Annotated in this window: 14 protein-coding genes; 8 read left to right on the top strand and 6 right to left on the bottom strand. The window is 68.3% G+C overall.

The genetic code is table 11. The annotated features are described in order from the left end of the window. The gene (locus K940_RS0112550; protein ID WP_028477843.1) at positions 1-2,094 is read left to right on the top strand and encodes an MMPL family transporter; all 2,094 of its coding nucleotides are present in this window, start codon (positions 1-3) and stop codon (positions 2,092-2,094) included. 44 nt (positions 2,095-2,138) lie between these two features. On the opposite strand, the gene K940_RS0112545 is transcribed toward K940_RS0112550, so the two are convergent. Genes K940_RS0112545 through K940_RS28045 form a run of 4 tightly spaced genes read right to left on the bottom strand, consistent with a single transcriptional unit; the run spans position 2,139 to position 6,148 of the window. Then, complete coding sequence (locus tag K940_RS0112545) at positions 2,139-2,999, bottom strand: heme ABC transporter ATP-binding protein (protein ID WP_155980829.1); 861 nt, start codon at positions 2,997-2,999, stop codon at positions 2,139-2,141. Further along, on the bottom strand, positions 2,990-4,084 hold the full coding sequence (locus tag K940_RS0112540; RefSeq protein WP_028477841.1) for an iron ABC transporter permease: 1,095 nt from the start codon (positions 4,082-4,084) through the stop codon (positions 2,990-2,992). Before K940_RS0112540 ends, K940_RS0112545 begins: the two co-directional genes overlap by 10 nt. Then, positions 4,081-5,139, bottom strand: coding sequence for a hemin ABC transporter substrate-binding protein (locus K940_RS0112535; RefSeq protein ID WP_196812179.1), 1,059 nt, complete (start codon positions 5,137-5,139; stop codon positions 4,081-4,083). Before K940_RS0112535 ends, K940_RS0112540 begins: the two co-directional genes overlap by 4 nt. Positions 5,140-5,149: 10 nt before the next feature. After that, the gene (locus K940_RS28045) at positions 5,150-6,148 is read right to left on the bottom strand and encodes an aldo/keto reductase (protein WP_051407138.1); all 999 of its coding nucleotides are present in this window, start codon (positions 6,146-6,148) and stop codon (positions 5,150-5,152) included. A 216-nt stretch (positions 6,149-6,364) separates the two neighbouring features. Here K940_RS28045 and K940_RS0112525 point away from each other — a divergent pair, with 216 nt between their 5' ends. The 7 genes from K940_RS0112525 to K940_RS28040 all read left to right on the top strand — a co-directional run bounded on the left by K940_RS0112525 (position 6,365) and on the right by K940_RS28040 (position 12,556). Further along, a complete protein-coding gene (locus tag K940_RS0112525) occupies positions 6,365-7,207 on the top strand; it encodes an undecaprenyl-diphosphate phosphatase (protein ID WP_036528392.1) in 843 nt (280 codons plus the stop codon). 16 nt (positions 7,208-7,223) lie between these two features. Beyond that, positions 7,224-7,970: a histidine phosphatase family protein gene (locus K940_RS0112520; RefSeq protein ID WP_028477838.1), complete on the top strand. Its 747-nt coding sequence runs from the start codon at positions 7,224-7,226 to the stop codon at positions 7,968-7,970. A 101-nt stretch (positions 7,971-8,071) separates the two neighbouring features. Beyond that, the gene (locus K940_RS0112515) at positions 8,072-8,656 is read left to right on the top strand and encodes a DUF3090 domain-containing protein (protein ID WP_028477837.1); all 585 of its coding nucleotides are present in this window, start codon (positions 8,072-8,074) and stop codon (positions 8,654-8,656) included. 4 nt (positions 8,657-8,660) lie between these two features. Continuing rightward, a complete protein-coding gene (locus K940_RS0112510; protein WP_028477836.1) occupies positions 8,661-9,476 on the top strand; it encodes an SCO1664 family protein in 816 nt (271 codons plus the stop codon). 129 nt (positions 9,477-9,605) lie between these two features. Further along, a complete protein-coding gene (mshC, locus tag K940_RS0112505; RefSeq protein WP_028477835.1) occupies positions 9,606-10,844 on the top strand; it encodes a cysteine--1-D-myo-inosityl 2-amino-2-deoxy-alpha-D-glucopyranoside ligase in 1,239 nt (412 codons plus the stop codon). Positions 10,845-11,036: 192 nt separating this feature from the next. Next, positions 11,037-11,585 carry a TetR/AcrR family transcriptional regulator gene (locus tag K940_RS0112500; RefSeq protein WP_028477834.1) on the top strand — a complete coding sequence of 183 codons (549 nt, stop codon included), beginning with the start codon at positions 11,037-11,039 and terminating at the stop codon, positions 11,583-11,585. A 68-nt stretch (positions 11,586-11,653) separates the two neighbouring features. Then, positions 11,654-12,556 carry an alpha/beta fold hydrolase gene (locus K940_RS28040; protein ID WP_036528440.1) on the top strand — a complete coding sequence of 301 codons (903 nt, stop codon included), beginning with the start codon at positions 11,654-11,656 and terminating at the stop codon, positions 12,554-12,556. Positions 12,557-12,636: 80 nt separating this feature from the next. Here the strand turns inward: K940_RS28040 and K940_RS28035 are convergent, their stop codons facing one another. Together K940_RS28035 and K940_RS28030 are read right to left on the bottom strand one after the other, a co-directional pair. Beyond that, positions 12,637-13,221, bottom strand: coding sequence for a sigma-70 family RNA polymerase sigma factor (locus tag K940_RS28035; RefSeq protein ID WP_231390353.1), 585 nt, complete (start codon positions 13,219-13,221; stop codon positions 12,637-12,639). A gap of 321 nt (positions 13,222-13,542) precedes the next feature. Next, positions 13,543-14,160 carry a hypothetical protein gene (locus tag K940_RS28030; protein WP_231390351.1) on the bottom strand — a complete coding sequence of 206 codons (618 nt, stop codon included), beginning with the start codon at positions 14,158-14,160 and terminating at the stop codon, positions 13,543-13,545. Positions 14,161-14,314: the final 154 nt, after the last annotated feature.

The raw sequence follows: 14,314 nt of genomic DNA, 5'->3' as shown, positions 1-14,314 counted from the left end.
ATGGGCGAATTCGCTGGGCTGCGGTGGGGTCGGTTCGTGCACCGCAACCGCTACCTCGTGCTGGCCGTCTTCATTGGGGTGGTGGCGCTGTCGGGTTGGTACGGCAACGACTTGTCGGGGCGGTTGACCCAAGAGGGTTGGTTCGATCAGAGCAGCGAATCGGTCGCCGCTGCCGAACTGGCCGACCGCACCTTCGGCCGCGACACCGACGGCGACGTGATCGTGCTCTACGCCGCCCCGCCGGGCACGACTGTGGACGATCCCGCGGTCCGCGGCCCGGTCACCGCACACCTGGCCGACCTGCTGGCCACCCACCCCGACCGCATCTTGAAGATCGACAGCTATTGGGACAGCCCGTTTTCCGCGGCCGCCACCGACGCCACCCGAACCCACGCGTTCGCCAGTATCGGGCTGCGCGGTTCGGGCACCACCGCCATCGACAACTACGCCGCCATCGAAGACCACCTCGGTGCGAGTCCCACCGGCGGCGGCCCCGGCGGCACGACGGTGCAACTGGCCGGGCTCCAACCGATCGCCGCCGGCATCAACACCGGCATGCAACACGACATCCGCCGGGCCGAACTGATCGCCCTGCCCCTCGTGGCGGTCGTGTTGTATTTCGTCTTCGGTGGGGTGATCGCAGCGGGGCTGCCGGTCCTGATCGGCGGCATGACCATCCTGGGAACCCAGGGTGGTCTGCGGTTGCTGACCGGCTACATCGACATCAATGTCTTCGCCAGCGCTGTGTTGACCCTCGTCAGCCTGGGCTTGGCCATCGACTACGGACTGTTCACCGTGACGCGTTTCCGCGAGGAACTCGCCGCGGGCCGCCCGGTCGCCGATGCCACCGCCCGCACCGTCGCCACCGCGGGACGCACCGTGCTGTTCTCGGCCGCGATCATCGCAGTCAGCCTCGCGGCGCTGTTCATCTTCCCGAACGGGGTACTGCGCTCGGTGCCTTTCGGCGGCATCGGTTCGGTGCTGCTGGCCGCGCTGCTGTCGGTGACCGCACTGCCAGCGGCGTTGAGCATCCTCGGGCACCGCGTCGACGCACTGAGCTGGAAGCGGTTCGCCCGCACCCGCACCGCCGCCGACATCGACGCCGGATCGTTCTCCCGTCTGGCTTTGTGGGCGATGCGCCGCCCGCTGACGGTGACCGTGACGATCATGCTCGCGTTGGGTGCGCTGGCCCTTCCGCTGCGCCACATCGAGTTCGGCGGATTCAGCGAACGCTACCTCGACCGTGACCACCCCGCGCGAGTAGCACAGCAAGACTTCGACAGCCTGTTCCCGCAGATGCGCATCGAACCGGTGAAACTGGTCGTGGTCGGCGCGCAGCCGCAGCAATTGGGTGACATTCGCCATGCTGCCAGCCAGGTCCCCGGCCTGACCGGGCGCTTCGAACCCGCGGCGCCGACCACCGACGGCATCGATGTCCTCGCTACGGGATTGGTCGACAAACGCGACGCCGACACGGTGATCTCCGCATTACGCGCCCTACCCGAACCGCCGGGGGTGCAGGTGATGGTCACCGGCGTACCGGCGCTGGAACGCGACAGCATCAACGGCCTGCTCGCAGGCCTGCCGACCCTGGTGGCGATCCTGGTGGCCACCGCGCTGGCACTGCTGTATGCAGCGTTCCGATCGGTGGTCCTGGCGCTGAAGGCCGTGGCGATGAGCGCGCTGAGCCTCATCGCCACCCTGGGGGTGCTGACCTGGATGTTCGTCGAAGGCCACGGCGCGGGACTGTTCCACTTCACCCCAGGGCCGTTGATGTTCGCCGTCCTGGCGCTGATCGTGACCGTCGTATTCGGTCTGTCCACCGACTACGAGGTCTTTCTGCTGTCGCGGGTATCGGAGGCGCGAGCCACCGGCGTGCCCGCGCACGAGGCGATCCGCAGCGGCATCGCGCACACCGGCAGCGTGATCACTTCCGCGGCCGCCATTCTGATCGTGGTCTGTGGCGCGTTCGCGTTCTCGGATCTGGTGTTGATGAAATACATCGCCTACGGAATGATCGCAGCGCTGATCCTGGACGCCACGGTGATTCGCATGCTGCTGACCCCCGCGGTGCTGAAACTGATCTGGCGATAGACCCCGGCACCCGGATTCGTCGGTGTTGCGGTGTGGCCCAGCGCTCACTCACGCACCGGCAGCACCAATTGGGCGCCGGTGTCGGGGTGATCGAGGACCTCGATCGGATACCGGTAGACGCGGGTGAGCAATTCGGTGGTCAATACCTCGCGCGGCGGCCCGTCGGCAGCGATGCGGCCGCCGTCGAGCACTGCGACCCGGTCGGCGTAGGCGGCCGCGACACCCAGATCGTGCAGGACGACGACGACAGCCGCGCCAGCCGCGGCGCGCTCGGCCACCACCCCGAGCACGGCCTCCTGATGACCGAGGTCCAGCGCGGCGGTCGGCTCGTCCAACAGCAGCGTCGCCGTATCCTGGGCAAGCACCCGCGCCAACGCAACCCGAGCCCGCTCCCCACCCGACAGCGTCGGAAACGGCCGCGCACTCACACCTTCGACGTCCGCGGCAACCATCGCGGCGGCGATCTTCTGCTCGTCGAATTCCCGCCGCGGGGTCTGCTCCCACGGTGCACGCCCCATCGCCACCACGGCGCGAGCAGTGAACGGGAATCCCACTGTGTGACTTTGGGGTAGGACTGCGCGCCGGCGGGCCATATCCACCGGCGTCCACTCGGTCAGCGCTCGTCCATCGAGCTCGATCACCCCAGCGCTGAGGTTCAGCTCCCCGGCCAACGCCGCGAGCAGTGTCGACTTGCCCGCCCCGTTCGGGCCCACCAAGGCAACCACCTGCCCGGCCACGACCTCGAAATCGACCCCGTCGAGGACCCGTCGGGCACGCGCACCACCGGCGCCACGCCGTTGCACGCTCACCCCCGCCGCCCGTAGCGTGATCGCGCCACGCGCCGGTGCGTCGGGCAGCCCGGAACGCCGACCCAACACCGCGCGCACCCCCCGGGTCATGCCCATCCGCCCGCACGGGCGCGCGTGCGCCGCAACAGCCAGAAGAAGACCGGGCCACCGACGAGAGAGGTCAGCATGCCCAGCGGCAGATCGGCATTGTCGACCAGCGAACGCGCCGCGACGTCGGCGCCCACCAACACCACCGCGCCGACGATGGCACTGAGCGGAACGAGCACCCGATGCGCGGGCCCGACCAGCATGCGCACCACATGTGGGACGATGAGCCCGACGAACAAGATGATTCCGGTGAAGGCCACACCAGCGGTGGCCAACACCGCCACGACCACGATCACCCGCCGCCGCAACCGCTCCACATCGACACCGAGATGACCCGCCGCGGACTCGCCCAACGCGAGCAGATCCAGGCGCGAGGCCAATCCGATCGCTGCGGTGATCCCGACACCTGCCAGCACCGCCACCACGCCGACCGACTCCCAGGTCGCTCCATTGAGCGACCCCAGTTGCCAGAACACGATCTGGTCGCGCGCGGCGGGGGAGGCGACGAACAACAGCAACGCGATCAACCCGCCGGCGAAGGCATTGATCGCGACGCCGGTGAGCACCAGCGTGACGACCTCGGTGCGCCCGTCGGCGCGGGCGAGTACATACACCAACACCGTGGTCGCCAGACCGGCGACGAAAGCGGCGGCGGCCACCGACCACGCGGCCACGAATGCGCCACCGACCACGATCACCGTGCCCGCCCCGACCGCGGCGCCGGCCGACACCCCGATCACGCCCGGCTCGGCCAACGGATTGGCGAACACCCCCTGCAACAACGCACCCGCAGTCGCCAAGGCGGCACCGACCAGTACGGCCAGCACGACCCGCGGGAAACGCACCTGCCACAACGTCACCTCGCCCGCGGGATGGGCGGGCAGCGGCCCAGCCGCCACGCCGACGCGGTGCAGCACACTGCCGGCCACCTCGGCCGGCGTCGTGGGCACCTGGCCGATCGCCGCCGACACCAACGCCAACGCCACCAGGACCGCGACCGCGACCGCGAACACCACCCCTCGCCGCACCCGCTGCTGCACCACCCGCGACGCAGCAGACTCCTGCCCGGCCGCGCGAATCGGCGGCGCACTCATGCGTGCGCGGCGCCGTACACGGCGTGGCTCAACGCAGCGATCACCCGCCCGGTGTTGGGCCCGAAACTCAACACCACCGTATCGGACATATCCACCACCCGCCGCGCCCGACCGGCCGGGGTCTGGGCGATACCGGGCACCTGTCGCAGTCCCTCCACGCCACCGACGGATTTCAACCCCTCCGACATCACCAACAGCACATCTGGTGCAGCACCGATCATGGCTTCGCTGGTGATCGCGGTGAACGGCTCGGTCAACCCCGCGGCGGTGCCCGCATCTCGAGCGCCCAACGCCGCGATCAACGCATCCGCACCCGACCCGGGTCCGGCCATCATCGTGATCGCGGTGGAACGCAGATACAGAAACGCGATCGTCAACGGCTGCTCACGCCCGGGCACAGCGGCTGTCGCGGCCGCGATCTCCTCCCCGGTACGCTGCCCCAGCGCCCGTCCACGCTCCGGCACCCCCAGCGCATCGGCGACGGCATGGATCTGCGGGATCACGCCGTCCATGGTGCGCGCCGGATCGAAGTAGACCACCGTGACTCCGGCCGCGCGCAGCTGCTCACGCACTGCAGGCGCCGCGCTGGTGGTGTCGGTCAAGAACACCGAAGGCCGCAGCGCCAACACCGACTCCACATTCAGCGACCCGGTACCGCCGGCGACATTCGGCACGTCCCGGATCGCGGGGAAGGCTGCGGCGGTGCTGCGTCCCACCAGTTTCGGACCCATCCCGAGCGCATACACGATCTGCGCGAGCGTGCCGTGACGATCCACCGCGATGATCCGCTCTGCGCTGGTCACGGTGACTGCACTGCCCTCGAACGACTGCACCGTCACCGGCAACCTCGGCGTGGGCGCCGGCCCGATCGGCACGGGGTCCAGGTCGGTCAGCGTCGCCGTGACCGGCCCGTGTTGCGCCGCCGCACCACCGTCGTCGACCCCGCAGGCGGCCGAACCCAGTACCGCGCTCGCCGCGATCACGGCCAGCACCCCACGCCACCATCGGGCTCGGATTCGGTACCCACGCCCACCGGCGGTCACTGCAGCGCTCATGCAGGCAAGGCTAATCTGTGCCGCTCGGGGCGGCGGCACGCAGTTCGGCGCCCGGACGCGCGGCACTGACATCATCGAGCGCGGCCGCGATCGCGCGCGGCAACTCCAAGGTTTCGGCGGCCAGAACCCCGGTGAGCTGTCCGATGTCGCGGGCGCCGGCGATGGTGCTCGCGATCCCGGGCCGATCACGGATCCAGGCCAGCGCGACCGCCAGCGGCGAGGTCCCCAACCCGTCCGCGGCGGTCACCAGCGCATCGACCACGCGGGTGGCGCGGTCGTCGAGGCTGCTGCGGATTTCCGCCGCGGTCGCTTCGTCGGCGCCGCGCGAGTCGGCCGGAACCCCGGTGCGGTACTTCCCGGTGAGGATGCCGCCGGCCAAGGGCACCGCGGCGATCACCCCGGCGCCGTGATAGCGGGCAGCGGGAACGGTGGCGGCCTCCGCGCCACGCGCCAGCAACGAATACGGCGTCTGCGCCGCGGTCACCGGCGCGACCGCCGCCAAACTCGCCAGCTGCCATGCTTCGAACCCGCGAACTCCTGCATAGCGGATCCGCCCGGTACGCAGCGCCTGCTCCAGTGTCGCGGCGACTTCTTCGAGCGGGGTGCACGGATCCCACACCGCGACATTCCACAGGTCGAGGTGATCGGTACCGAACTCCAACAACGTACGATCCAGGTGGCGCAGCAACGTCCGACGCGAGGCGTCCGCGGCGAGGTGCGCCGCCGCCGGCTGCCCGGCCGCGACCACTGTCGTCGTTCCGATTCCCGCGCATCCACTGAGCACGATGTCGTCACGGGATACCAGGTCACCCAGCAATTGCGCGAGGATGCGCTGCGCGGCGCCGCCGGCGTAGGCCGGCGAGGTATCCACCAGCGTGCCGCCCGCATCGACGAACGCCACCAACTGCACCGCGGCTTGGTCGATGTCGGTGTGCAGGCCCCAGGTGTGGGTCGCCAGGCCCATCCGCGATACCCGCAGGCCGCTGCGCCCGACCGTGCGCTGCTCCATCACCGTGTCCGTGGTTTCGTCACGCGCCAAGCCTAGAGCGTGTCCCCCCGAGTCGAGCCCCACACACGCGCGGGTCGCACCCGCGGCCCGAGCGCGCACAGCCCGACACCGCACCCGCAACTCGGCACTGTACTCTCGCTGCGAGATTTCGGCGGAACTGGCGCGGATGAGCCAATCAGCCAGTCGGATCGACAGTTTCGGGTAGAGAGGGAGTTCGTGGGCGAGTCGATGACCTGGGTGCAGGCACTGGTACTCGGTCTGGTGCAAGGGTTGACGGAGTTCCTGCCGGTCTCGTCGTCGGCGCACCTGCGCATCGTGTCGTCGGTGTTCTTCGGAGACGACGCGGGGGCGTCGTTCACTGCGGTCACTCAACTCGGCACCGAGGCCGCGGTGCTGGTATATTTCGCCAAGGATATTGCGCGGATCGTACGAGCATGGCTGGGCGGACTGACCGACGCCGCCCGCCGCGGGTTGGACTACCGCATCGGCTGGTATGTGATCATCGCCACCATCCCGATCGGTGTGCTCGGGCTGCTGTTCAAAGACCAGATCCGCACCGGGGCACGCAATCTGTGGCTGGTGTCGTTCATGCTGATCGCCTTTGCCCTGGTCATCGCCGCCGGTGAACACTACGGCCGCAAACAGCGTCCGATCCAACAGCTGACCACGCGCGATGGCCTGGTCATGGGGTTCGCGCAATGCCTCGCGCTGATCCCCGGGGTCTCCCGATCCGGCGCAACCTCGACCGCGGGGCTGTTTCTGGGCCTCGAGCGCGAGGCCGCGGTACGGTTTTCGTTTCTGCTGGCCATCCCCGCGGTGACCGCCTCGGGGCTGTTCAGCCTGCCGGATGCGTTCGAACCCGCCGGCGCAGGACTCAACGCCAGCGGCGCGCAACTGTTGGTGGCGACCCTGCTGGCGTTCGCCGTCGGCTACGCCTCGGTGGCGTGGCTGTTGCGTTTCGTCGCGCGCCATTCACTGAACTGGTTCGTGGGCTACCGCATCGTGCTCGGGGCGACCATCATGGCGCTGCTGGCAGGTGGCGTGGTGTCGGCGACATGATCGCTAGGCTTGCCGCATGACGGTGATCCTGCTGCGACATGGGGTGTCGACGTCGAACACCGCCCGGACCCTGGCCGGTCGTAGTGCCGGCGTCGAGCTCACCGAGCACGGCGAGGACCAGGCCCGCGCGGTCGCCGAACGACTCGGCCAACTGCCCATCGAACGCATCGTGCACTCCCCGCTGCCACGCTGTGCGCGGTCGGTGGCCCCACTGGCGGAGAAGTTCGGACTCGACCCGGTCGTCGATGACCGACTCCTCGAAGTCGACTATGGTGAATGGACCGGCCGACCGCTGGCAGAGCTGGTCACCGAACCGCTGTGGAAAGTCGTGCAACGGCACGCATCGGGCGCAGTGTTCCCCGGCGGCGAGGGCTTGGCACAGGTTCAGGCTCGGTCGGTCGCCGCGATCCGTGACCACGATCGCGCCCTGGCCGACCAGCACGGCCGTGACGCGTTGTGGGTGGCCTGCACTCATGGCGACGTGATCAAGTCGGTACTGGCCGACGCTCTGGGTATCCACCTCGACGGCTTCCAACGGATCGTGGTCGAACCGGCCTCGATCAGTGTGGTGCGCTACACCCCGACCGCGCCGTACGTGTGGCGGATCAACGACACCGGCGCCGACCTGTCGGCCCTCGCCCCGGCTGGCGGGCGCGAGTCCGGGTCGGCGACCGACCAGACCTCGACGTCGGTGCCCGGCGGAGAGGTCGGCGCAACCGGGAGTGCGGATAATGGGGATGCACAGCGCCGAGATTCCTCGTGAACATCCACCTATCGTTGTCCACGCTGTCGTTGTCAACGCTGTCGGATCACAGGATCGCGCGCTGCGGGCAGCCGATCAGGGTCACGTATCAGGAGGTGCACGTGTCACGCGCAATCCATGTATTCCGCACCCCCGATCGTTTCGTCGCCGGGACCGTCGGTGAGCCGGGCGATCGCGCCTTCTATCTGCAAGCGGTCCAAGAACCGCGCGTGGTCAGCGTGCTGCTGGAAAAGCAGCAGGTGAAAGTTCTCGCCGACCGGATGGGTTTGCTGCTGGACGAGGTGGCGCGCCGATTCGGCGCGCAGGTGCCGCCCCAAGCCGAAGACGTCACCGACACCGCGCCGTTGGTCACCCCGATCGACGCCGAATTCCGGGTCGGCACGATGGGCCTGGGCTGGGACGCGGACGCGGGTGCCGTGGTGGTGGAGTTGTTGGCGATCACCGAAACCGAAGTCGACGAATCGGTGGTGCTCGACGACACCGAAGAAGGACCCGATGCGGTGCGGGTGTTCCTCACCCCCATCCAGGCGCGCGAATTCGCCTTGCGCTCCACACGGGTGATCGCCGCGGGCCGTCCCCCGTGCCCGCTGTGCGGTGAGCCACTGTCGGCGCGGGGCCATATGTGTGTGCGCACCAACGGCTACAAACGCGGTGACATCTTCGGCGCCGCCGAATTGGAAGAGTGACGCGGTGATCGAGACCGGCGAGCGGCTCCACAGCGGCGAGCTGACGGTGATCGGGCGGGTGAACACCGCCAGCAACGTGACGTTGGTCTGCGAGATCGCCACCACCAGCACCCACCCCGACAGCCAGCCCCTGCGAGTGGTGTACAAACCGATTCGCGGCGAACAACCTCTGTGGGACTTCCCCGACGGCACCCTGGCCGGCCGCGAAGTGGCATCGTATCTGGTTTCCGAGGCGATCGGATGGGGCGTGATCCCCGAAACCATCATGCGCGAGGGTCCTTTCGGGCCGGGCATGGTGCAGCGCTGGGTACACGGCGTCGACAACCACACCGATCGCGGTGATCGTCTCGACCTCATCGACGTGTGCCCCACGGCCGCGGTGCCCGACGGGTTCCGTGAGGTCCTGCGGGCGCTGGATCGCGAGGGCAGCGAGATATCGCTGATCCATGCCGACGATCCGCGGTTGCAGCGCATGGCGGTGCTGGACATCGTGCTCAACAACGCCGACCGCAAGGGCGGGCACGCCCTCGAAAGTCTCGATGGGCAGGTATACGGCGTCGACCACGGTATCTGCTTGCACACCGAACACAAATTGCGCACGGTGTTGTGGGGTTGGGCCGGTCAACCGATCGGGGCCGGTCTGATCGCGGATGTCACCGCCTTCGCGCGAGCGCTGCCCGGCGCCGTCGCCGACGCCCTGAGCGAACACATCACCGACACCGAGATCGATGCGCTGATCCAGCGCACGCGACACCTGCTGGCCGACCCGGTGATGCCGGTTCCACGCACCGCACGCCCCATCCCGTGGCCCGCACTGTGACCCGCCGCGCCGCGCTGGCGGTCACATCACCGCACACCACAGCGCCGACACCGCAGGTCACCACATCACACCGCTGACCGAGACGGCCCGGGCACCGCGCGAGTTCGCTGCACCTCTACGCTCGTAGGCATGCAGTCCTGGCCCGACATCACGCTCCCGACCGTCCCCGGAGCAGGACCGCCGCTGCGGTTGTACGACACCGCGGACCGTCGGGTCCGGCCGGTGTCCGCGGGCGCGAGCGCCACCATGTACGTCTGTGGAATCACCCCGTACGACGCCACCCATCTCGGGCACGCCGCAACCTACCTGACCTTCGATCTGATCAATCGAATCTGGCGCGACAACGACCACGCAGTGCACTACGTGCAGAACGTTACCGACGTCGACGACCCACTGTTCGAGCGCGCCGCCCGCGACGGCGTGGACTGGCGCGCGTTGGGCGCCGCGGAGATCGACCTGTTCCGTCGGGACATGACCGCGCTGCGGGTCGTGCCGCCCCGCGACTACGTCGGCGCCATCGAAACCGTCGACGAGGTCGTCGAATTCGTGGGCAAGCTGCTGGTGTCGGGCGCCGCCTACAGCGTGGAGGACGCCGACTTTCCCGACGTCTACTTCCGCACCGACGCCACCGAGCAGTTCGGGTACGAATCCGGCTACGACCGCACCACCATGATGCGACTGTTCGCCGAGCGCGGCGGTGACCCGGACCGTTCGGGTAAACGCGATCGACTCGACCCGCTGCTGTGGCGTGCGGCCCGTCCCGGCGAGCCGTCATGGCCCGCACCGTTCGGTGCGGGCCGTCCCGGCTGGCACATCGAGTGTTCGGCGATCGCCTTGAATCGCCTCGGCCCGGAATTCGACATCCAGGGCGGTGGCAGCGACCTGATCTATCCCCATCACGAATACTCCGCCGCCCACGCCGAATCTCTGGTCGCGGGCCGTCGATTCGCCCGCCATTACGTACACACCGGGATGATCGGGCTCGATGGCGAGAAGATGTCCAAATCCCGCGGCAACCTGGTGCTGGTGTCGGCCTTGCTCAGCGACGGCGTCGATCCCGCCGCGATCCGTCTCGGGCTGCTCGCCGGACACTACCGTCAGGACCGGATGTGGACCGCCGGGCTGCTCGACCACGCGCAGCGACGCCTGCAGATGTGGCGCGACGCCACGGGTGCGGTAGCGGGTCCAGCGGCCGCCGACACCATCGCGCGAGTGCGCCACCATGTGGCCGACGACCTCGACACCCCCCGAGCGCTGGATGCCGTGGACAATTGGGCACGCCAGACTCTCGACTACGGCGGCAAGGACACCGACGCGACCGGCATGATCGCCACCGCGGTCGACGCGCTGCTCGGCATCCAGCTGTAGCACACCCGGGGACCCCGAGCATCCGCGTCGAGCTCGAACACCCACCGCCACCGACCCATTCCGGCGCGGTAGCCACCCCACGACATCGGCGAATCCCAGGGTAGGGACTTTTATCAGCTCGGGTCCGGGCGACGCCGAGATGGGGTACTGTTCGGTCCCGCCCCTGCCCGAACGAACAGAACGGCGCCGCGAATGTCACGTGTGGTCACCAAGGAGCAGTACTTCGACACAGGATTGGAAGTCCTCGCCGAATTGGGCTTCAAAGGCCTCAACATCGGGGTATTGTGCCGGCGGCTCGGCGTCACCAGCGGATCGTTCTACCACCATTTCGGTAGCTGGCAAGGGTTCGTCGACGCATTGCTCGACCATTGGGAACAGCGTCAGGTACGCATCCTGGCCACGATGCCGTTCAACCAAGGCAATCCGGACGACGACATTCGCACCATGTCCGACCTCGCCGCAGGCCTGCACCACATCGCCGAGGCCGCTATTCGGGCGTGGGCGGCGAACGACGAATCGGTCACCCTCGCGCTCAAACGCGTCGACGAATCGCGTCGACGCACGGTGTACAAGGCGGTCATCGGCATCGTCGACGACCCCGACACCGCACACACGGTCACCTCGCTCGGTATGGCAATGCTCGTGGGCTACCAGCAACTCGCGGCCAGCGGAGAAGACTTGTCCTTGGACGGGCTGCTGGCCGAATACGCGCGCTTGATCTACTCCCACGCCCGGCCATGACGGAGCGCGGTGGCACCTCGGCAGACCCCGATTCGGCCGCGCGCGGCACCGCCGACAAGGAGACAGATATGGAAGAGTTCACATCCTGGCGGGCCAACGGCCACCGATTCACCCATCGCGGCCACCAGATCTTCTGGCGCGAGGACGGACAAGGCGACGACGGAGTCATGGTCTGTATCCACGGATTTCCCTCCGCGTCCTGGGACTACCATCGCCTCTGGCCCGGTCTGTGCAACCGCTTCACCCGGGTGATCGCCGCGGACATGATCGGGTTCGGTTGGTCGGCCAAACCACGCCACTACGACTACACCATCGCCGACCAGGCCGATCTGCACGAGGGACTCCTCCGCGAGCAGGGCATCGACCGATTCCACATCGTGGCCCACGACTACGGCGACACGGTCGCTCAAGAGTTGTTGGCACGGGATGCGGAGCGCCGCAACGCCGGTGACGAATCACTGACACTGCAGTCGGTATGTCTGCTCAACGGTGGACTGTTTCCCGAAGTGCACCGCCCACGGCCGGCCCAACGCCTGCTGGCCAGTCGGCTGGGACCACTGGTCGGGGTGCTGGGCACCGAACGCGCCTTCCATCACAACCTCGCCGCGATATTCGGCCCCGACACCAAACCATCCAGCCGAGAACTGCATCGGTTGTGGCTGCTGTGGACCAACAAGCACGGTCATCGCAACGGCCACATCCTGATTCGCTACCTGGCCGAGCGCCGCACCCACCGCGACCGGTGGGTCGGCGCGCTGCAGCGCAGCGCGATCCCGATCCGGTTCGTCGACGGAGTCGCCGACCCGATTTCCGGCGCCCACATGGTGCGCCGCTACCGCGAGCTGATCACCGACGCCGACGTGGTGGAACTGCCCGGGATCGGCCACTATCCCAATCTGGAAGCCCCCGAGCAGACCCTCGCCGCGATCGGCGAATTCCACGACAAGCAGGCACACGAACCCACTCGGTGACCAGCGCCGCGCCGGGTCTGCCCACCGCACCTGGGCGCGAGGCACACACCCGGCACGGGATCGACCCGAAACCGTAGCGATCAGCGCGCTCCCGCGACTCGTAGCCGCGCCGAACCCGGCCCCTCGGCGGGAAAAACCTGCGCCATGGTGGATTCCGCATCGATCCCGTGCCACAACTCCACGAGCGCTTCACGCGCTCGCGCGACCCGCGATCGAATGGTGCCAACCGGACAGTCGGCCGCATGCGCCGCCTCCGAGTAGGACAGTCCGAGGATCTGAGTGAGCACGAACGCCTCACGACGCTCCTCGGGAAGGCGGCGCAGCAGGTCGGCGACCATCATCTCTTCACCGACTTCGGTGTCGTGACGGTCGCGTCGACGCTCGATCGCAGCCTCCCAGTCGGCGCTGTGAGTGGTGCGCGGTCGGGCCGCGGCGCTGCGCAACCGATCGATCACCACCCGCCGCGCAATCGACAGCAACCAGGTGCGCGCGCTCGACCTGCCCGCGAACCGGGGAAGGCTGCCCATCGCTCGAAGGTAGGTTTCCTGGGTCAGGTCATCGGCGGACTGCACATCCGTCAGGTGGGCGACGAATCGCCAGACATCCGCCTGGGTGGCACGGATGAACCCTTCCAGCGCGACGCGATCACCTGCGCCGGCTGCCATGGCCAACGCGGTCAACGGGTCCTCGGGTGCTGGTGTCGCCTCCCCACCGCCGGGAAAGCGCTGACGCCGGGGCGGGCGGTCGAGGGCAGGGGAGTGGGATCTGCTGCGTCGGCGCAGCACAACGGGTCGCCAGTTCATGTCGAATCTTCGGTTCGGGACGCACGCACAGCGGCATCGGAGTCTCGTCGGCGCCTGAGCGCACCACACGATCATGGCGCCACAGGCTCGGTGAACGACCGCACCAGCGGCGGTACCACTGTGCGGGCAGGCATCCGTCACGTCACCCCAGCAGCGACTCGCCTCTCGACAGGCGAGCACAGATCAGGGGGACAGGACGGACTCTTCGCAGGCGAACACGTTCGGGGGACCACGACGGGCCATGGCATACCGCAATACAGTGACCGGCCCGGCCCCCACCCTCGGGTCGGCCGGCACCAGCGCCGCGGGACCCGAACCAACGATCGGATGCACCAGCAGAAGCAGCAGCGGCAGCATCGTTCGCACATACAGCGTCCGAACGAGCGCGAACATCGTGCTCTCTCCGAACCAGAGCCACACCCCACACACCACACCGGCCACCAGGTGCGCGCACAGCATCGGTAGCGATTGCGCCTCGGCGACCAGTTCGGCGGTCGTGACCTCCGCGGCCCGGTGATGACCGGCCGAGACCGGGGCGATGCTGAACCATAGGTGCAGCAACCCCTGGGCCGCGAGCACTCCGAAAGTGATCGCGCACAAGCCGCGTTGACAGCCCGCGACCGCCCACGTTCCCGCGGTAGTGACGGCAGTGGCCAGTATCAGCGCCGACCACGAAACCACATGACCGGAGCTGAGCGAATGACCGGTTGCCGAGAGCACCACACAGAGCACCGCGAACACCATTGCACGACACAACCGGATCGCCGGGGATGTGTGCGTAGGTCTCATAACGCTGCCCATCGTCGCATCCTCGCCGCGGCGACCAGCGGCCAGGGCAGTGCATCCGCGTGTCGCCCGAGGCGGCGCCGCATCACTTGCCGTCGCGCCCGCGAGGATCGCCAGCCCGGCGCTGGTCGACGCCATGCCCCACGTGCATCGACCATGATGTGATATA

The sequence above is a fragment of the Nocardia sp. CNY236 genome, from assembly GCF_000482385.1.
Lineage (GTDB): Bacteria > Actinomycetota > Actinomycetes > Mycobacteriales > Mycobacteriaceae > Nocardia.
The sequence above is the reverse complement of the archived record's forward strand: the minus strand, read 5'-3'. Positions and strand labels throughout refer to the sequence as shown.